Origin of the sequence: Chitinophaga sp. (assembly GCF_039596135.1) — a bacterium.
GTDB lineage: Bacteria > Bacteroidota > Bacteroidia > Chitinophagales > Chitinophagaceae > Chitinophaga.
In genome coordinates, this window is record NZ_JBCNKH010000029.1 from 61,285 (window position 1) to 80,056 (window position 18,772).

Consider the following 18,772-nt stretch of genomic DNA (forward strand, 5'->3'; position numbering starts at 1 on the left):
AAAAAAAGGTGTTGTCTCAAATTCCTGAGACAACACCTTTTTTATTTGAGAAGCTGATTAAGAAATTCTTAGAGCTATCTCCCAACCTCGTTATTTAAGAACCTGGTAGAGAAAGCAATTCTCTAATATTTCCACAACTCAGAGCGCGGTGGCAACTTCACTACCTTCTGGCTCTTATCGTCAAACAATGTACGGAACATGAAAGAAGATAAGTTGAATGGTCTTGCATAGCTATCTTTTGGATTGATGGCTTTACATCTTTCCACCAGGTACAATGCACGTGATACCTGGTCAGACAGCAAAGCACATGTTACAGAGTTTCTTGCACACAGGTTCTTTACGTTCTGGCTGATGCCCGGACGTTGCAAAATCTCCTGGTATTTTTCTACCATCCTTGCCAGTACTGCTTTGTTAGCCAGAGAAGTCTCCTGGGTTTCAAGGTGCTCAATCGCATAGTCAGTACTATCTACCAGTGCTTTGATTTCCTGGAAACCATTTTCAGGATTCTTTACATCATACAGGTAGTAGAAGTTATTCGGCACTTTATAATAGCCATATGCATCATTCAGCCACTGTGCCATGGCACCAGCCATATCGTTGAAACGCTCGTTGTACAAACGGCTAATAATACTAGCCCTGAATTTATCCAGTGCTTCGTAATAAAGGGTATCGCTACGGAATGGAACTACACCATTGAAGGTAGGATCAGGGTACACGTAGTTAGCATGAAATTCCTGTTTGAATTCCTGGCCTTCATCAATCACGATGAGTGTTTTTTCAATCTCACCAGCTTTGTTCACCACTTCTATTTTGATAGGGCAATAATAAGTGATGGTAGACAGGTAACCGTTTCTGTTATTGCCGATAGGCACCCTGCGTATTCTGCCAAAATCAACGCCGGTTAGGCCCGGAGAAACGATCCTAAAAGTGATGTCAGGCGTTTCATCCTTTTTAGCACGCATGTATTTACCAAAGATGTAAATGCCGTTGCGCAGATCAGGTCTGTCATTGGGCACGATCGTGATAGAGAATTTCTCAGTCTCAGGCATTTCCCTGATCAGGCCATCCTGCCATATTTTGCTGGAAGCATATTTTGATTTCAGCTGCAGGTCGTCTTTCTGACCTTCAGGAGATACCAGCAGGGTGTTAGGTCTTTCGTACAGTGCCAGTGTTTGTGCGTACAGATCACCAGTGCGGGATTTGTAGTTGTCTATCAGGCTTTTGATAGCCATCCTGGATTCTTCGTTGTTACCATCCTGCAGGGAATTATAGTAAGACATCAGTTCAACCGGGGCTGTTTTCAGCAAACTATCGGCATAGTGATGGCTGGCAGCAGGACCATTCTTTGAAACGTCTGCAGCTACTGCAAATTCAGAGAAACGGGTGTAGATTTTAAAGTTTGCTCTTACTACCATGTCTTTGATGAGTACATACAGGATAGCCTTGTGGATATCAATCCACCTGTCTTCCAGTTTCTCACCTTTTTCAGGTTTGGCGTCGTTGCGGTAATCAGGTTTACCAAGGGTGCTGAAAACCTCATCATTCAATAAGATTTTGTCCGTCAGCTTTATCGCTTCCTTTAGCTTGTCTTTTTCGTTGCTTAAAAAGAAGGCCATGTTGGGTTCTAACAATTGTTTGAATTCCAGGTACTGAGACTTGGCGGTGTTCGCAAGATAGGTACGGCTTTCAGTGTCAGAATAGGCAAAGATCATTCTGAATCGTGCATCATAATCAAGCATTTTGAATACGATGTCGGATTTTGTTTGTTCTCTGTCTTGTGCAATTGTCCCTTTGGAGACTGTTAACAACAAAAGAAGGGGCAGCCAGAATACTGCTGGTCTAAACTTAATCATAGGTATGGTTTATATTGATTTATTGTCCTTTAGGTTATAGGCAGATTGGGATTAATCCGGTCGCAAATATAGTATTATTATTTTATATATCCAGGTAAAAAAAGGAATGTTCTACCTTTATGGGCTATGTTGTTTCCTTCATTATTTAATAATATTATCATACTGACTGCGCTTATCATCGTAGCGGTGTTGAGTATCATTACGAAGAAGCTTACTGTTGTTGCGGGTGTGGCAGCAGTAGTGGTGGGATGGGTCATCTTTGCAGGGGCTGGATATGTGGGTGAGTTACAGTTATTTACCTTCTTTGTATTATCAGTATTGGCTACCCGCCATGGCCGTGCGCTGAAAGGAAAGACCCATGGTGAGATACGGGATGCCTGGCAGGTGCTTGCCAATGGCGGGGTGGCTGCGGTACTGGCGGCACTTGCGATGATTGATTATAATCATACTGAACTGTATACGTTGATGATATCGGGATCGCTGGCGGCAGCGATTGCAGATACACTGTCTTCTGAGTTAGGCATGGTGTATGGAACGAGAACGTTTAATATCCTGACATTCAGGAAGGAAGCCAAAGGGCTGGATGGGGTGATTAGTATAGAAGGAACATTAATAGGAGCTTTTGGTGCGTTTATAATTGCGTTTATTTATATGTGGGACAGGAGTTTGTGGATTATAACGCTGGCAGGTGTTGGAGGGAATGTGATTGATTCGGTATTAGGAGCGACGTTAGAGCGGAAGAAACTTATAGGGAATAATACGGTGAACTTTTTGAATACATTGACGGGAGCGTTGATCGCGTTTTTGTTATTTTAAAAGGGGTTAAACGTATATCATCCGATTTTATGCACAAATTTTGTGATTCTTGTCAAGCCAGCAGATGTAAAAAACGGGCCCGCGTCTAAAACCGTGAATCCGTTTTACATGATCCACTCGAAATTCAAACATCACATATTCATTTTCAATTGCCCTACGCAAAGCACCATCAGGATACTTATTGATCGGAATAATTGTTGGCGCTAAACCTGTTTTAGCCACTTTTCCACCAGCAGCTAAAACTGTTCTCCATGAATTATTATGCAATTTTTTAATGAAATTCCAAAATATCTTCATATCCTGTTTACTCCAATCAGAAAAACATTGAAAATCATTTTGAACGAACCTGAATGATGCCATCACATGCGCCTCATTACCGTTCAATTGCCATGCATCAAGTTCCTCCGGACGCAGATTGACAGGCTCATTTGACTGTGGCATATTCGAGTTTTCCTTAATGGAATATCGCTTTCTTTTGTGATGTATATTTTCCATATTGCAATCTTTTTCTATAATAGTTAGTCATGACTTTATGTGAAATTTCTCCGTGTGATATTTCGTGAAATCCCAATCCCTTTCTTGCATTTCTATACGGAAATTCTCTGCAAGCTAATTCCTGTAAATAACCAGCAGAGTGTTCACCATATGTAGTATGAACTTGTTCCAGTACATGCCTTGCTTCATCAGAGAAATCGGGATCTTTAATGTCAAAATAATCCTTAAACGGGTTAATAGCACTTTCAAAAGGCAGGTCCTTGAATTTGTCATAAATACAGGGAACAACAGGTCCTTTTGACCAGGGTTCAATTTTTTCTTTAAACAGTGGTTTGTTATAAAAGGCCAAATGCCACGCCTGCGCGTAGTAGAGCAATTTCTGCAATTTTAAATGAGACATCGTATCTCCTGCATCCGTTACCATACGCGTCAAAAACCAATTAGCAATTACTTTTACATTGTAGATCATTGTAAACAATTTTGGTTTTAGTTACGTAATAAATTCTCGCAAAGCTAACTAACAAAACCCAATATACAAGCGGGTTTCATCAGATAATCAACATGATCATGAGCGAATTATTCTGATCAAATAAATGAATAAATAAAGGCAAACCTATTTCAGATTTGCCTTCATTTAACGCGCTTTTATTTAAGTTACAAAAACTAATTCATTATTTCTTTTTTGTTTTTGGCTTTAGCAACACACTATGCGTATCCGCCCACTCTCTCCATAATCCTTCCAGCTCCTTCACCCGCACCGGCTCCTGCGCAGCCAGATCATTTGTCTCACTTTTATCTTTTTCTAAGTTGTACAAATGCCAGGTGCTATCATTACTGGCAGACACCAGCTTCCAATTACCCACACGTGCATACCTTGCACCAAAGTGTTCATTGAACAACTCTTCATGCCCTGCCACTACCTGCCCTTTAAATGAAGGCACCAGGCTCACACCACTGCCTGCCTGAATTGCATGCCCATTGTAGTTAGCAGGATGCTTCGTCCCTGCCAGTTCGATGCAGGTATTCATAAAGTCCATCACATGCCCCACCTGCTTGCTATAACCACCTTTCTTTGCAGTAATCCCCTTTGGCCAGAAAGCAATCATCGGGGTATGAATACCACCCTCAAATGATTCTGCCTTCCAGTAACGATAAGGGGTATTTGCTACATTTGCCCAACGTGGACCAATGCTGTAATACGTTGTTTCAGGACCCGGCATCGCTTTCTTATCCCCGTATTCAATCTTCCTGCCATCACGTGTTTCATTCGGTCTGTCAAATCCCGGACCATAGTGATTACAAATTTCTGCACTCGCACCATTGTCGCTCAGGAACACAATCAATGTATTATCCAATTGATTCGTTTCTTTCAATGCTTTGATAATTCTGCCAATTCCCTGATCCATCCGGTCAATCATTGCGGCATGTGTAGCCATGGCTGCAGCATCCCATTCCTTGTCAGGATTGGATGCCCAACTCTGTTCATCTTTAAATCGTGGAGACAGTTTAGTAGTGGCTGAATCAATCAACCCCAGTTTTACCATTTTTTTATATCGTGCTTCACGTACAGCTTCCCAGCCACCTTTATAAGTATCCTTATACTTTGCAATATCTTCCGGCAGCGCATGCAATGGCCAGTGTGGCGCGTTCTCCGCTACGTACAGGAAGAAAGGCTGATCATCATTTGCATAACCTTTGATGTAAGCCACCGCAGTATCTGCGATTGCATCAGTATGATAGTAATTTTTGGGGACTTCTTTAATGGGTGTAGTACCACTTACCAGGCTGAATGGATCGTAGAAATCCACTACCCCCCAAATGGTACCAAAAAACTTTTCGAACCCTCTGCTGGTAGGATATTGCTCAATAGGTGAAAAGGTTGGATAAGTAGTATGGTGGTTCAGCCAGTTCAGTTGTTCCTTTGGATCAGGCTGACCATTTGTATTGGATACATGCCATTTACCAGACATTGCTGTATGATATCCTGCAGATTTCAATACTTCTGCAAGCGTAACTGCATTCTCTGTAATATGGCCGAGATAGCCAGGTTCATCTTCCGCATCCGTCATCTTGCCAATACCTGCCTGGTGATTGTACAAGCCTGTCAGCAATGAAGCCCTGGTAGGGCAACAACGCGATGTGTTGTAAAACTGCGTGTACCGGATTCCATTCTCTGCGAGATAGTTGATATTCGGTGTATTGATTTCACCACCATAACAACCCAGATCTGAGAAACCCATATCATCAGCCAGAATCACCACGATATTCGGCCTTGTTTTTTTCCCGGGAGGAGCGGCCTTTTTAAAGCCCCCAAGGGTGAACAGCAGCACTGCTCCTGCACAAACAGTCGCAGCACTAAAGATTAGCTTTTTTCTATGCATAGTCACATTTTAAAATTGCCGGTTGGGATTTTGTATCAGAATAGAATGCAGGATTATCTCCTGTTGTGGAATTGCCAGCAGATAGTCCCCGTTCCGGGAGAAACGCAGGTACAAAGTTGTTTTCACAATGGTAGTTAGTACTGTGCTAATCACGTTTGTGGTCAGCACTTAGTTATTAACGTGGTAGTACGCTGTTCTTCACATAGGCAATCTCCTTAATTGGACCTGGTATTCCATTTTCTGATATCAAACAAATTTAATTCTTCGAATGGGAATTCTATAACTCTTTCGTGACGAACGGTGGCATGCAGGTGTCCCGGTGCAAAACCAGTGGTGAAAACAGGGTTAATTTTGGCTGGTATTATAAATCCCCGCCGGGAGAGGAAAAGGAACCGGGAGAGAGGAATGGGGATGTGCCGGGATATGCCCCCAGCACCCGGATATCAATGTTCAATGAAACCCGGAGAAGTAGATCTGAATGTGCCGGATATAACCCCAGCGCCCGGATATCAATGTTCAATGAATCCTGAAAACGGAACCGTGGTTTGACCTCAAAACCTGGATATCAATGATCATTCAACGGCAACCCTCTACGTTGAAACTCTTTCCAGTTCAGGTACTCATCCCCCCGACGCTGTTCTTTCATTGTAATACAATTATCCACAGGACAAACTAATTTACACAGATTACAACCTACGCACTCATCTTCTTTAATAGCATATGTATTATAAGGCTTGCCATAAGACAAACTAATGGCCTGATGCGATCCATCTTCACAACTAATATAACACAGCCCACAATGGATGCATTTATCCTGGTTAATATTCGCTACAATATGATAGTTGATATCCAGCTCCTCCCAATGTGTCAAAGTAGGTACTGACTTACCAATAAAATCATAAATAGTAGCAAATCCTTTTTCATCCATCCAGTTATTCAACCCTTCACAAAAGTCTTCAATGATCCTAAATCCATACCGCATAGCCGCCGTACACACCTGTAAACTGGTAGCCCCCAGCAGCATAAACTCCACCGCATCCCGCCAGTTACTGATCCCCCCAATACCCGATACAGGTACCTGTGAGGTGACCGGATCCTGGCTGATTGTCGTTAAAAACTTCAGCGCTATCGGCTTCACAGCCGGCCCACAATAACCACCGAAAGTAGACCGCCCTCCTACATTGGGATTCGGTACAAAAGTATCCAGGTCCACGCCTGTCACAGACTGAATAGTATTGATGAGCGACAACGCATTTGTACCACCGGCTACTGCCGCTCTACCCGTTGGTACCACTGAATGTACATTGGGAGTTAATTTTGTAATTACAGGAATATGCGCCGCTTCCATCACCCACTCCACCACCATTTTAGCTATTTCAGGATCTTGCCCTACAGCCGCCCCCATACCCCGTTCTGTCATACCATGAGGGCAACCGAAGTTCAATTCTAAACCATGCGCGCCGGTATCCTCTACTTTTTTGATCAATTCATGCCAGCTTTCCCTGTTGTTATCTGCCATTAATGACACCACCATAGCCCTGTCAGGGAATAACCGGATACATTCTTTAATCTCTTTTAAATTGATGTCCAGCGGCCGGTCGCTGATCAGTTCAATATTATTCATGCCCATTACCCGATTGCCATTGTAATCCACTGATGAATACCGGGAAGAAACATTTTTCACCTGGCTGCCCAGGGTTTTCCACACTACCCCACCCCAGCCGGCTTCAAAAGCCCTCAGTACATTTACCTGCTTATCTGTAGGTGGCGCACTTGCCAACCAGAAAGGGTTTGGAGATTTGATTCCTAAAAAATCAGTTGAAAGATCTGCCATAAGTTATTTTTCAAAACAGGTATTGCAATATTGCTTTCGCTCCTTCTTTTCCCGCCTGCACCGCATCTACTACCTCCTTACCCCCATTCACGCAATCTCCGCCCGCAAACACTCCTTGCAGGCTAGTTGCCGCATGTTCATTCACCAATACTTTTCCATGGTCACTATCTATCTGCGGAGAAGCCACTGTATACGGCAACTGCCCCGTTGCCTTAATCACCATATCCACATTCAGTGTTATCAGCTCACCTGTACCCACAGGCGATTTTCTTTCATCTAACCGCATCATTTCACATACTAACTTTTTCACCTGCCCGTTTTCGCCCATAATCTCTTTGGGCGCCGCCAGCCAGATAATATTACATCCATCCAGTTTGGCGATATTCAATTCTGCTGCTGTACAGGACATTTCTGCCTCGGTTCTTCTATACACCAGTGTCACTTCTTTTGCGCCTAGCCGCTTTGCCTGCGTGGCGGCATCAATTGCGGTCATGCCCATTCCAATTACAGCTACAGCGTCGCCTACCGGTATTTCCGGATAACCTTTTGTACGAATTTCATAGATAAAACGAATCGCATCTACCACACCATCCAATTGCTCTCCGGGTATAGACAATTGCCTGGCCAGTCCGACACCGTATGCCAGGTATACTGCATCATATTCCTGTTGTAATGTTTCTAATAATACATCTTTACCAAGTTGCATATTGTATAGCACCCTGATGCCGCCCAATGAGGTGATATAATCTACTTCCTCCTGGCAAAACTGAGGTGTTACTTTATAAGCCGCAATTCCATATGTCATTAATCCGCCGCCCTTACTCTCCTTTTCATAAATCGTTACATCTACGCCCTCTCTTGACAGTGCATGTGCACAACTCAATCCTGCCGGCCCGGCACCAATCACGGCTACCTTTTTCCCATTTGAGGGCAGGCGGGTAAATAAAGGCCACTTTTCCTGTATAGCCCGTTCGGTGGCATAGCGTTGTAATTTTGCAATCGGAATGGCTTCTTCTTCCATAAGGTTGTATACACAGGCGCCTTCACACAGTTTTTCCACAGGGCATACTTTTGAACATCCGCCACCCATAATATTGGCAGAGAAAATGGTATATGCCGCACCTTTCAGATTTTCTGTTGTAATCTGTTTAATGAATTTCGGTACATTGATGCTGGTAGGGCAGCTTTTTGTACACGGCGCATCATAGCAGAACAGGCAACGGTTCGCTTCTACCAGCGCAGCGCTGTGGGATTCAAATGGAGGATGGATATCGCTGAAATGCGCATTGTATTCCTCGGTGGTCAACCTGTTATTCCGAAGGGCCATAATAATAATTTATAGTTCAGTAAGCTTGCCATACGTCTCCGGTCTTCTATCCCTGAAAAACTGCCATACACTCCGCACCTCATCAATCATATCCAAATCAAACTCCGCTACCAGCAATTCATCCTTATCTTCCGATGCCTGGGCAAAAATCTGCCCACGCGGATCCACGAAATAAGACGACCCATAAAACTTTCCTAAGTTCCACGGCTTCTCTTCCCCTACCCTATTAATACATCCCATAAAATACCCATTAGCCGCCGCATGCGCAGGTTGTTCCAGTTTCCACAAATATTGAGAAAGCCCTGCTACCGTAGCAGATGGATTGTACACAATTTCCGCACCATTCAAACCCAACACCCGCGCACCATCCGGAAAATGACGATCGTAACAGATATAAATTCCCACTTTCGCATAGCGTGTCTGAAACACCGGATAACCAAGATTACCCGGTTTGAAGAAGAACTTCTCCCAAAAACCCGAAGTATGTGGTATATGATTCTTCCTGTATTTTCCTAAGTATTTACCATCTGCATCAATGATCGCTGCCGTATTGTACAACACCCCTGCCTGCTCCTTTTCGTATACCGGTACAATGATCACCATATTGTATTTCGCCGCATACGCTGCCATCCGCTCTGTAGTAGGCCCCGGCACCGGTTCGGCAGAGTGATACCAATCACTGTTCTGTCCCGGACAGAAATAAGGCGTATTAAAAATCTCCTGCAAACAAAGGATCTGCACTCCCTGCTCTCCCGCCGCTTCTATCAGTGGCACATGCTTTTGAAACATCGCCTCCTTGATTTCTTCAATCGTTCCTTCGCCTTCCGTTTTCGGTAAGCTCATCTGGATTAACCCTGATTTGATAATGCGTGACATGCGATTCTATGATTTTGGTTAAATAATGCCATTAACTTTATTGCGGCGAATAAACTGCCCGGCACCTTTGGCTAACAAACATTCGCCGTTTTCTATCGCCACCTGGCCGCGCAGTAGTACTGTCTTTACTTTGCCCGTAACAGGCCAGCCTTCATAACCGGAGTAATCCACATTCATATGGTGGGTGCTCACTGATAATATATGTTCCTCATTGGGATCGAATATCACAATATCGGCATCGCTGCCTATACCGATGGTACCCTTTCGGGGAAACATCCCAAATATTTTCGCGGGATTGGTACAGGCCACTTCTACAAATTTGTTCAGTGTGATTTTCTTTGCATGCACCCCTTCACTGTATAATAATTCCATCCTGTTTTCTATTGCCGGATGGCCATTGGGTATCTTCGAAAAATCATCTTTGCCCATGAGTTTTTGTTCCCACATAAAAGGACAATGATCCGTTGCCACCACATTCACCAATCCCTGGTTGATTCCTGCCCAGAGGGTTGCCTGATCCTTTGGTTCCCTTAAGGGTGGACTCATGACCCACTTTGCACTTTCAATTCCTTTTTCATAATAAGACCTGTCCAATACCAGGTATTGAATACAGGTTTCTACAAATACATGTTGATTACGGCGGGTTGCATTGCGCACTGCATTCAATGCGCCCTCACAGGTAAGGTGAACGATATATCCCGGGCAACCGGTATAATTCGAAATATCTGCAAAGCGGCTGGAAGCCTCTGCTTCTGTTACTTCCGGTTGTGAAATGTAGTGATAGCGGGGCGATAAATTACCATTCGCCCTGTTTTGTGCTACGAGGTAATCAATCATATCTCCGTTGGTGGCATGCACAGTTACCATGCCGCCATGTTTCTTTACTTCCTGCATAAGGGCTACCATCTGCCGGTCATCTATCATCAATGCACCTTTGTATGCCATGAAGGTTTTAAAAGAAGTAATTCCTTCTTCCTCGATCATGGTCTTTATTTCGGCTTTGGTATTTTCGTTGAAGTCTGTCACTGCCATGTGAAAACTATAATCACCAACAGCTGTGCCGCGTGCACGGCTGTTCCAGTCGTCGAGGGCTTCTTTTAGTGAATGGCCCTGTGTTTGTAGCACAAAATCAATGACGGTGGTAGTGCCGCCGAACAAAGCTGCCCGGGTACCGGTTTCGTGTGTATCGCTGGAAAATGTGCCCATGAAAGGCATAGCCAGGTGAACATGCGGGTCGATGCCACCGGGCAATACCAGTTTGCCACTGGCATCTATTTCCCGTGTGGCAGTGACAGGCAGGTGCTTGCCAATAGCTGTAATCACTTCTCCCTCTATAAAAATATCAGCCACATAATCATCTGCAGCTGTTATGATTCTTCCATTTTTAATCAGCAGTGACATATTCGATTGATTTTATTGAACGCATCATCAGTGTGTAGCCAATACCTGATACAAAAAAGCCTACAAACCATGCATAACTATACATCCCTGTAATCCACGCCGGCAATGCATCGGCAGCTATGACATGTATTGTAGCCAGGAACCCCGGAATATTTGGTACTATACCTAATAACAAGGCAAGTAGGGCATACCTGTTGTAACCATTTGTATAACTATACCGCCCATCATGCTGGTACAGTTCGTCCAGTTCCAGGTGCTGCCTGCGCAGGATGTAATAATCAGCAATCATAATCCCGCCAACAGGGCCTAACAAACTTGAATACCCCACCAGCCAGGTAAATATGTACCCACTCGGATCGGCCACCAGTTTCCATGGAAAGATGAGGATCCCAATAATTCCGGTGATGAAACCTCCTGTACGGAAACTGATCTTTGCCGGGTTCAGGTGTGCAAAGTCATTGGCCGGGCTCACAATATTCGCGGCAATATTTGTAGCCAGTGTGGAGATAGCTACCGCTATCATTGCAATACTTACCAGTATCTTATTATCAAACTTGCCGGCCAATACCACCGGATCCCAGATCGTAGTACCGTATACAATAGTAGTAGCAGAAGTAACCACTACCCCAATGAACGAGAACAATGTCATTGATGTCGGGAGTCCCAATGCCTGACCTTTGACCTGTGCCTGCTGACTACGTGCATAACGGGTAAAGTCAGGGATATTTAATGAGAGCGTAGCCCAAAATCCCACCATACCTGTCAATCCGGGAATAAAGAATGCCCAAAATGCACTGGCCGTCTGAAAACGGGAAGGTTGTGTCAATATAGGTCCCAATCCCCCGCTCACGGCATGGATGGCCCAATATAATAAGGCCAGTGCCGCAACGGGCAGGAAGATCGCTTTGAATACCAATAGTTTTTTGATGCTGTCAATGCCTAAGTACACGACATACATATTCAGGATCCAGAAGAGGAAAAAACAGATTGCCGGCCCTGTGGCCAATCCCCACGACGCAGGAAATACAGCAGGCAATTGCTCCATTGCCGGTATCCATAATCGTAGCATCTGGTAGATGGCAAAACCGCCTATCCATGTTTGAATACCAAACCAGCCACAGGCTACAATGGCCCGCAGCAATGCAGGTATGTTGGCACCTTTGGTTCCAAAACTGGCACGGGCAAATACAGGGAAAGGGATGCCGTATTTTGTTCCGGCATGACCATTCAGGATCATCGGTATTAATACAACCGTGTTGCCGGCGAAAATGGTGAGGATCGCCTGCCACCAGTTCATACCTCCTTCTATCAGCGAACTGGCCAGCATATAGGTGGGAATGCACAGGCTCATGCTGATCCAGAGCGCTGCGTAGTTCCAGGTATTCCAGGTTCTGCTCCCCGCAGGTACGGGGGCCAGGTCTTCACTGTACAAATTGGTAGGCATATGAATAATAGTTAGTATCTCAGGTTACCTATTCATCAGCAATGAACAAAACATCGTCAATGATTAGCTTACATACGCATCAGCTATCCCCAGCGCATCGTCAATAATCGCCAGCCCCTCATCCATCTGCTCTTTTGTAATACTCAACGGTGGTGCAATGAACACATAGTTCCATCTTACAAATGCATACATCCCCAATTGCTTAATCCGCGCCGCCACTTTGTTCATCACCACCATCTCTTCCGGCTTCGCATTAAATGGCGCCATCGGTTCTTTCGTCTCCCTGTTCTTCACCAGTTCTATACACCCCAGCAAACCAGTCGTCCTGAAATCCCCGATACAAGGATGTTGTGCTTTCATCTGTTCTACCTGCGCACTCACATATTCTCCCATCAGCGCAGCATTTTCCAGCAGGTGTTCATCTTCATATATCTTCAGTACTTCCACTCCCGCAGCACAGCATACGGGGTGTGCGGAATAAGTGAGCCCCAGCCACAAAGTTCTTTCATCAAAATGCGCCGCTATCTGGTCACTCACTATCAATGCACCCAATGGCAAATAACCAGCAGTGATTCCCTTGGCAGTCGCTATCATATCAGGCACTACCCCATGTACATCGCAGGCAAACCATTTCCCTGTTCTGCCAAAGCCACTCATCACTTCATCTGCAATAAGCAGTATTCCATGTTTATCGCAGAGCGCCCTGATCTTTTGCAAATAGTCAGGCGGATATTTAATACAACCGGAGCTTCCGCTCTCCCCTTCCATCAGAATAGCAGCAATATTTTCCGGGCCTTCAAACTCAATCACCCTTTCTACATGGCTCACACACTCCCGGGAACAGGAAGTGATCTCTTTTCCCCATGGACAACGATAGCAGTACGGATCTTCCACATGCACAAAGTTCGGTGCCTGCTGCGCATCTACTGCCAGTTTACGGGGATCGCCGCCGGCACTCATTGCTACATAAGAAGCCCCATGAAATGCGCGATAGCGGGTAATAATTTTATGTCGTCCCGTATAGAGTCTTGCCAGTTTAACTGCATTTTCAATGGCACTGGCACCACACACGGTAAAGAGTGTTTTGGTCAGGTTACCTGGTGATATAGCAGCCAGTTTTTTTCCCAGTTCACCCCTCGCCTCCGTCACACAGCCAGGCGTTACATAACTCACCAGTTGCATCTGCCTCATCACGGCTTCCGTGACCCGCTGGTTACCATGACCGATATTGACATTCATCAATCCGGATGAAAAATCCAGGTATCGCCTGTCATCATAATCATACAGGTACACCCCTTCTGCATGCTTGACAGCAATAGGTTGCAGGCCCTTTTGCCTGCTCCATGAAAATAAGGTATAGTCGAGATTATCCTGGATAATCTCCTGGGCGGTTGACAGGTCAACAGTAGCTGACATACAATAATTTTTATCAGACTTGAAATACTCCTAGCTCATCCAGTTAATCCCTTCTTCCGGGTTCCATTTGGTCGTACTTTTCTTTAACTTGGTCCAGAATTCAATTGAACTTTTCCCCGTGATATCACCCACGCCGAATTTACTTTCATTCCAACCTCCAAAGGAGAATGGCTCACGGGGTACGGGCACGCCTACGTTCACACCTATCATACCGGCACTGGCTCTCTCCGCCACATAGCGGGCCATGCTGCCATTCTGTGTAAATACAGATGCGGCATTGCCATAAGGGCTTGCATTTTCGATATCAAGTGCTTCATCTACGGTGGAAGTGCGAAGTATACTGATCACAGGGCCAAATATTTCTTCCTTCGCTACGGACATGTCCGGGGTAACATAATCAATAATAGTGGGTCCGACGTAAGTACCGTTTTCCTTACCCGGTACTGCTGCGCCTCTGCCATCTACCAATATGCGGGCGCCATTCTTTTCTGCTTCTGTAATATACTGCTCTATTCTGTTTTTTGCATCTTTATTAATCACTGCCCCTAAATTTTTTCCGGGAATGATTTTCTTTGCTTCGTCACAAAGGCGTGCTATGATGTGGTCTACATCCCCTACTCCGACCATGGCAGATGCTGCCATACATCGTTGTCCTGCACAGCCACTCATAGAAGCAGCAATGTTTTGCGCGGTCATATCCGGCCTGGCATCCGGCAATACCAGCAGGTGATTTTTAGCACCACCCAGGGCCAGGCAGCGTTTCAGACTTTGTGTAGCACGCTGGTACACGATCTTCGCTACTTTGGTTGAACCTACAAATGAAACTGCTTCGATGTCAGGATGATCACAAATTGCCTGCACGATTTCACTATCGCCATTGACAATGTTGAAGACCCCATCCGGCAACCCGGCTTCTTTTAATAATGTAGCGAGCAGGCCCACACTTAAAGGCACCTTTTCCGATGGCTTCATCACCATGCAATTTCCCAGCGCCAGGGCATTGGGAATGGTCCAATTAGGTACCATCGCCGGAAAGTTGAACGGTACGATAGATGCCACTACCCCAACGGGAACGTGGGATGTGCGGCATTCCACCCCGCTGGATACCTCCAGTACTTCGCCTGCTATGAGCTGTGGCAGTGAGGTAGCGAACTCCGTGAGCTCTATACATTTTTCTACTTCCTGTACCGCTTCAGCATACGTCTTCCCGTTTTCTTCGCTGATTAAACCGGCAAGTGTTTCCAGGTTTTTCTCCAGCAGGAATTTATACCTGAAAAATACCTGTACCCGTTCTTTGATAGGGGTGCGGCTCCAGCCAGGAAAGGCCTTTTTTGCTGCCTGCACAGCAATGTCAAGATCTGCAGCCGTGGAGCAGGGCAGTGCTGTCAGTAAAGTGCCGTCAATTGGAGAGATGACGGGAATCGTACGGTCGGAAGTGATTTTGGTAAAACTTCCGTTTACAAAATTCTGCAACTGGTCGTATTTCATATGCCTGGGGTATTTGGTGGAAAAGTTGTTAGTGGATGGCAGGCCACTGACATTTTTAATACGATAACATCAATTTACTGAAAAAAATGTACATTTATCACATACTTTCTGAAATTTCTGCATTTTTTGCATTATAACCCTTACTATGGCGAAGCATAAATTACCCGAGAAGTTACCAACCCAACTGGATGATCTTGATTTTTCCATTTTATCATTCCTGCAGCAGGATGGCAGGGTATCATTTACCCTGATTGCAGAAAAGCTGAACGTATCCATTGGCACCATCAGAACGAGGTTCAACAGGTTGATTGAAGAAGGCACCATCAATATTATTGGCAGGGTAGATCCGGATAAGGTAGGGTTCAGGTCTTATGCACATATAGCGGTGTATATCCGGCCGGCAACCTTTAAGGAGCAGGTGGCAAAGCAGATTGCCCAACTGCCGGAAGTGAGTTTTCTCGCAATGACCTCAGGAGCATATGACCTGGAGGTAAACGTCATGTGCAGGGATAATGACCATTTAGTACAGTTCGTAAACCAGTTGTCGGAGATGGAAGGGGTCTACCAGACAAATACCACCATTTATTTTAAGGTATACAAGTACGCACAGCCTGATCTGATGCTGCTGAAAGAATAAATACTACTAACACCGGAGGGTCTTCCGGTGTTTTTTCACAACACGAATATACCGATTGGTATACTTTCTTAGTGCGACCATTTTGCTATGTTGTCGCTCAGGGCATAACCATAGCGCTTTCATAGAGGTATCCCGTAGATAAGCCGTATATATTCCGTATGTAAGCCGTAGATAACCCGTATCTACAGAGATACGGAATATGTATGGAACACCTGCGGGATATGAGTGGGTTACCTATCTTTTTACGCTATTTTAACAGTATCTCCGGGCTATTCTCTTTAATTTTGCCTCCGGACGAAAAGATTAACCAATGATTGTACTAGACTCATTCTACAACCGCAAACAGGAGATCATGCACGGCATCATTCACGCCGTAGGCATCCTCTTTGGCCTCAGTGCCCTCCCCGTACTAACCGGTATCGCCGCTACCCATGGCAATACCCCGGGTATAGTAGGCGCCGGTATTTACAGCTTCTGCTTCATTCTGCTCTTCACCTGCTCTACCGTATACCACCTGGCCCAGGATCAACAGGTTAAAAAACTCTTTGTGGTGCTGGATCATATCAGCATCTATTTCCTTATTGCCGGCACCTATACGCCATTTTTGCTGGTGTTTATGAACAATGCCTTCGGCATTACGCTGCTCTGTATTTTATGGGGGCTGACTGCCGTTGGAGTTGTGTTTAAATCTTTCTTTACAGGGCGGTTTAATATTCTAAGCACTATTATCTATCTCGTGATGGGCTGGATCATGATCGTAGGCGGTAAAACATTTTTCACTTACCTGCCGGTACCTGTGATCGTGATGATCGCTATCGGGGGGGTTCTGTATTCCATTGGGGTATACTTTTACCTTCGCGAAAAAGGATCTTATACCCACGCCGTATGGCATTCTTTTGTGCTCGCCGCTGCTATCTGTCATTACGTAGCAGTACTGTTATCCGTGTAGAATTGTTTAACTTGGTATTTTTAAACCGAATGTTATGAAGAAAGCCATGCTCCTGTTGCTGATAGGCATGACCGTTATACAGGTCAGCAAAGCACAGGATAAACCACGATTTTGGGATGATGTACAAACGATTAAGCATTATGACCAGATGTATGCCCCACCAGCCAATCCCATTCTCTTTGTAGGGAGCTCTTCTATCCGTAAATGGGAAGACCTGGAAAGAACTTTTGCTTCGTATAATGCCATTAACAGGGGAATAGGTGGTGCGGTGGTGAATGATATCACCTTTTACCTGGATGACCTGGTGTTTGCTTATCATCCACGGGAGATCGTGTTGTATGTAGGAGAAAATGATATTCCGGATGGTGCCGGTGCAGATACTGTGCTAGAGCGTACCAAAAGACTGATCACTGCCATCAGGGAGAAACTGCCGGAAACACCGGTTACTTATATATCTATTAAACCAAGTCCTTCGCGTGATAAATACAGGCAAACTGTACAGGAAGCAAATGCGTTGATTAAAGATTACCTGCAAACGCAGAGTAAAATTACATGGGTGGATGTGTTTACACCGATGCTGACGAAGGAAGGAAATTCAAGACCTGAGATTTTTCAGAGTGATATGCTACACCTGAATAAGGATGGGTATGAGATATGGAAAAAATTGATTCAACCGACTTTGATAAAGAAATAAAAAAGGAAAGGCGTATCAGACTTTTGATACGCCTTCTTTCTATTCGGGAACCTGACGGGGACAGGTAATATTTTTAAGCGATTCTCGTTTATTTTTGAGACATCCTGTTTTTATTTAATCAGGTATTTTTTCTAAAGGTAATTTTAAACCTCCCATTATTACATATCCCTTTACTACTTCACCCTTTGCATTTGTCACAAATTCAATTTGCCTGTCTGTACCATCACTATAATAAAATTTCTTTTCTGACTCAGGAATCAGCTCTATATCATCAATCCCATTCCCCTTGCGGTACAACTTGCCTTCTTTCCGGATCAGTTCTACTTTATTACCCGCCATATAAGTACCCACATAATTATCAATCACTGCATTATTAATAGCAGCGGCTTTGTGAACATAGGGATTAATCACAGCCATATTCAGCATGATGCCAGCCAATCCACCTGCTACGTATTGTGCATTGGATTCATTATTGGATAAAACAATGACATTGATATCCCCCTCCTTATACCAGCTGATCAAAGACCGGTACCCGGGAATACCGCCACTATGCCAGATCCTCGGATGCGTATCCAGGCTGTCTACAAATACACCATAACCATAGTTGCCCATGTAAGCAGTAGTCATTTTCTTTGTAGTAGCTGCTGTCAGTACCTTGTTGCCCAGCAATGCCTGATCCCAGGCCAGCAAATCACCTACGGTAGAATACATGCCACCAGCTGCATACGGACCAGACATGGTATAGAAAGGTATATTATAGCCTTCCCAATAACCGTGTGTACGATATGGCAGGATGGTATCAGGGCGGTCCATGCCGGTATTTTTCAAACCTGCCTTGTCCGTAATTTCCTTCAGGTAATTCACGAAAGGCTGACCGGTTACTTTTTCCACAATGTATCCCAGCAGGAAATAATTTGAATTGCTATACGACCATTTTGAACCGGGTGTGAATAAGTAAGGTTCATTCTGGAAACTGTGGATAAATTCTGCCGGTGACACATCCAGCACATCGGCATGCAGACCATTATCAGGCAGCTCGGTATAGTTGGCGATACCGGTTGTCTGGTTCAGCAGCATATGAATAGTAACCTGATCCCCCTTTGGATAATCCGGTATGTATTTATTCAACTTGTCATCCAGTCTCAAATTGCCTTGTTCTTC

Annotated in this window: 16 protein-coding genes; 4 read left to right on the forward strand and 12 right to left on the reverse strand. The window is 44.7% G+C overall.

The annotated features are described in order from the left end of the window. Positions 1-122 precede the first annotated feature (122 nt). Positions 123-1,853 carry a hypothetical protein gene (locus ABDW16_RS17635; protein ID WP_343671529.1) on the reverse strand — a complete coding sequence of 577 codons (1,731 nt, stop codon included), beginning with the start codon at positions 1,851-1,853 and terminating at the stop codon, positions 123-125. Positions 1,854-1,979: 126 nt separating this feature from the next. Between ABDW16_RS17635 and ABDW16_RS17640 the strand changes: the two genes are divergently transcribed. After that, positions 1,980-2,669 carry a DUF92 domain-containing protein gene (locus ABDW16_RS17640; RefSeq protein WP_343671530.1) on the forward strand — a complete coding sequence of 230 codons (690 nt, stop codon included), beginning with the start codon at positions 1,980-1,982 and terminating at the stop codon, positions 2,667-2,669. A gap of 27 nt (positions 2,670-2,696) precedes the next feature. On the opposite strand, the gene ABDW16_RS17645 is transcribed toward ABDW16_RS17640, so the two are convergent. The 10 genes from ABDW16_RS17645 to ABDW16_RS17690 form a co-directional block, all read right to left on the reverse strand. Beyond that, on the reverse strand, positions 2,697-3,110 hold the full coding sequence (locus ABDW16_RS17645; RefSeq protein ID WP_343671531.1) for a hypothetical protein: 414 nt from the start codon (positions 3,108-3,110) through the stop codon (positions 2,697-2,699). 13 nt (positions 3,111-3,123) lie between these two features. Then, positions 3,124-3,633: a type II toxin-antitoxin system antitoxin SocA domain-containing protein gene (locus ABDW16_RS17650; RefSeq protein ID WP_343671532.1), complete on the reverse strand. Its 510-nt coding sequence runs from the start codon at positions 3,631-3,633 to the stop codon at positions 3,124-3,126. 202 nt (positions 3,634-3,835) lie between these two features. After that, positions 3,836-5,545, reverse strand: a complete 1,710-nt coding sequence (locus ABDW16_RS17655; protein WP_343671534.1) for an arylsulfatase — start codon at positions 5,543-5,545, stop codon at positions 3,836-3,838. Positions 5,546-6,110: 565 nt separating this feature from the next. Beyond that, complete coding sequence (preA, locus tag ABDW16_RS17660) at positions 6,111-7,379, reverse strand: NAD-dependent dihydropyrimidine dehydrogenase subunit PreA (protein WP_343671536.1); 1,269 nt, start codon at positions 7,377-7,379, stop codon at positions 6,111-6,113. Between the two features lie 10 nt (positions 7,380-7,389). Continuing rightward, positions 7,390-8,706: an NAD(P)-dependent oxidoreductase gene (locus ABDW16_RS17665; protein ID WP_343671538.1), complete on the reverse strand. Its 1,317-nt coding sequence runs from the start codon at positions 8,704-8,706 to the stop codon at positions 7,390-7,392. A gap of 9 nt (positions 8,707-8,715) precedes the next feature. Beyond that, positions 8,716-9,582: a nitrilase-related carbon-nitrogen hydrolase gene (locus tag ABDW16_RS17670; RefSeq protein ID WP_343671540.1), complete on the reverse strand. Its 867-nt coding sequence runs from the start codon at positions 9,580-9,582 to the stop codon at positions 8,716-8,718. A gap of 18 nt (positions 9,583-9,600) precedes the next feature. Then, positions 9,601-10,983: a dihydropyrimidinase gene (hydA, locus tag ABDW16_RS17675; protein WP_343671541.1), complete on the reverse strand. Its 1,383-nt coding sequence runs from the start codon at positions 10,981-10,983 to the stop codon at positions 9,601-9,603. Then, a complete protein-coding gene (locus ABDW16_RS17680) occupies positions 10,967-12,427 on the reverse strand; it encodes an NCS1 family nucleobase:cation symporter-1 (protein ID WP_343671542.1) in 1,461 nt (486 codons plus the stop codon). Before ABDW16_RS17680 ends, hydA begins: the two co-directional genes overlap by 17 nt. Before the next feature lie 63 nt (positions 12,428-12,490). After that, positions 12,491-13,843 carry an aminotransferase class III-fold pyridoxal phosphate-dependent enzyme gene (locus ABDW16_RS17685; protein WP_343671543.1) on the reverse strand — a complete coding sequence of 451 codons (1,353 nt, stop codon included), beginning with the start codon at positions 13,841-13,843 and terminating at the stop codon, positions 12,491-12,493. Between the two features lie 30 nt (positions 13,844-13,873). Further along, positions 13,874-15,331, reverse strand: coding sequence for a CoA-acylating methylmalonate-semialdehyde dehydrogenase (locus ABDW16_RS17690; protein WP_343671544.1), 1,458 nt, complete (start codon positions 15,329-15,331; stop codon positions 13,874-13,876). A gap of 145 nt (positions 15,332-15,476) precedes the next feature. Here ABDW16_RS17690 and ABDW16_RS17695 point away from each other — a divergent pair, with 145 nt between their 5' ends. The 3 genes from ABDW16_RS17695 (at position 15,477) to ABDW16_RS17705 (ending at position 17,611) form a co-directional block, all read left to right on the forward strand. Beyond that, positions 15,477-15,968, forward strand: a complete 492-nt coding sequence (locus tag ABDW16_RS17695) for an Lrp/AsnC family transcriptional regulator (RefSeq protein ID WP_343671545.1) — start codon at positions 15,477-15,479, stop codon at positions 15,966-15,968. A gap of 310 nt (positions 15,969-16,278) precedes the next feature. Next, entirely contained in the window at positions 16,279-16,917 is a 639-nt protein-coding gene (locus ABDW16_RS17700) for a hemolysin III family protein (protein ID WP_343671546.1), read from the forward strand. 34 nt (positions 16,918-16,951) lie between these two features. Then, entirely contained in the window at positions 16,952-17,611 is a 660-nt protein-coding gene (locus ABDW16_RS17705) for a GDSL-type esterase/lipase family protein (RefSeq protein WP_343671547.1), read from the forward strand. A 114-nt stretch (positions 17,612-17,725) separates the two neighbouring features. Here the strand turns inward: ABDW16_RS17705 and ABDW16_RS17710 are convergent. Beyond that, positions 17,726-18,772, reverse strand: a 1,047-nt coding sequence (locus ABDW16_RS17710; RefSeq protein ID WP_343671548.1) for a serine hydrolase domain-containing protein, incomplete at its 5' end; no start/stop codon positions are given.

What these genes read in the sequence shown, in the direction of transcription:
- ABDW16_RS17635 (WP_343671529.1), bottom strand. Translation starts at nt 1,853, where the DNA reads ATGATTAAGTTTAGACCAGCAGTATTCTGGCTGCCCCTTCTTTTGTTG.
- ABDW16_RS17640 (WP_343671530.1), top strand. Translation starts at nt 1,980, where the DNA reads ATGTTGTTTCCTTCATTATTTAATAATATTATCATACTGACTGCGCTT.
- ABDW16_RS17645 (WP_343671531.1), bottom strand. Translation starts at nt 3,110, where the DNA reads ATGCCACAGTCAAATGAGCCTGTCAATCTGCGTCCGGAGGAACTTGAT.
- ABDW16_RS17650 (WP_343671532.1), bottom strand. Translation starts at nt 3,633, where the DNA reads ATGATCTACAATGTAAAAGTAATTGCTAATTGGTTTTTGACGCGTATG.
- ABDW16_RS17655 (WP_343671534.1), bottom strand. Translation starts at nt 5,545, where the DNA reads ATGCATAGAAAAAAGCTAATCTTTAGTGCTGCGACTGTTTGTGCAGGA.
- preA (WP_343671536.1), bottom strand. Translation starts at nt 7,379, where the DNA reads ATGGCAGATCTTTCAACTGATTTTTTAGGAATCAAATCTCCAAACCCT.
- ABDW16_RS17665 (WP_343671538.1), bottom strand. Translation starts at nt 8,706, where the DNA reads ATGGCCCTTCGGAATAACAGGTTGACCACCGAGGAATACAATGCGCAT.
- ABDW16_RS17670 (WP_343671540.1), bottom strand. Translation starts at nt 9,582, where the DNA reads ATGTCACGCATTATCAAATCAGGGTTAATCCAGATGAGCTTACCGAAA.
- hydA (WP_343671541.1), bottom strand. Translation starts at nt 10,983, where the DNA reads ATGTCACTGCTGATTAAAAATGGAAGAATCATAACAGCTGCAGATGAT.
- ABDW16_RS17680 (WP_343671542.1), bottom strand. Translation starts at nt 12,427, where the DNA reads ATGCCTACCAATTTGTACAGTGAAGACCTGGCCCCCGTACCTGCGGGG.
- ABDW16_RS17685 (WP_343671543.1), bottom strand. Translation starts at nt 13,843, where the DNA reads ATGTCAGCTACTGTTGACCTGTCAACCGCCCAGGAGATTATCCAGGAT.
- ABDW16_RS17690 (WP_343671544.1), bottom strand. Translation starts at nt 15,331, where the DNA reads ATGAAATACGACCAGTTGCAGAATTTTGTAAACGGAAGTTTTACCAAA.
- ABDW16_RS17695 (WP_343671545.1), top strand. Translation starts at nt 15,477, where the DNA reads ATGGCGAAGCATAAATTACCCGAGAAGTTACCAACCCAACTGGATGAT.
- ABDW16_RS17700 (WP_343671546.1), top strand. Translation starts at nt 16,279, where the DNA reads ATGATTGTACTAGACTCATTCTACAACCGCAAACAGGAGATCATGCAC.
- ABDW16_RS17705 (WP_343671547.1), top strand. Translation starts at nt 16,952, where the DNA reads ATGAAGAAAGCCATGCTCCTGTTGCTGATAGGCATGACCGTTATACAG.